Consider the following 277-nt stretch of genomic DNA (forward strand, 5'->3'; position numbering starts at 1 on the left):
GGGGGGGGGAGGGCGGCGGCCCGGCGGTCGGCGGCCCGCTGGCCACCCAGCCGGCGACGGTGCTGGCCGGCGACGTACGGCAGACGGCGGAACGGCTGCACGCGTACTGGGGCGCGGGGGCCGGCCACGCGGTCCTCGCCTTCGCCGACGGCGACTGGCGGGCCCAGGTGGACCTGCTGGCCGAGGTACGGGCGCTGCTCGACTGACGGAGCGGGCGGGGCGGCGGTCGTGGGCGGGCCGGCCGTACGAGGCTGCGGTGTGGGGGGGGGCCCCGGGG

General features: G+C 81.9%; 1 protein-coding gene. It reads left to right on the forward strand.

Annotated elements, in window-relative coordinates; all coding sequences use genetic code 11:
• On the forward strand, positions 1 to 206 hold a 206-nt coding region (locus AAHZ94_RS35345; protein ID WP_349997718.1), incomplete at its 5' end, for a hypothetical protein.
• Positions 207 to 277: the final 71 nt, after the last annotated feature.

The organism is Streptomyces sp. HSW2009 (genome assembly GCF_040240285.1).
GTDB lineage: Bacteria > Actinomycetota > Actinomycetes > Streptomycetales > Streptomycetaceae > Streptomyces.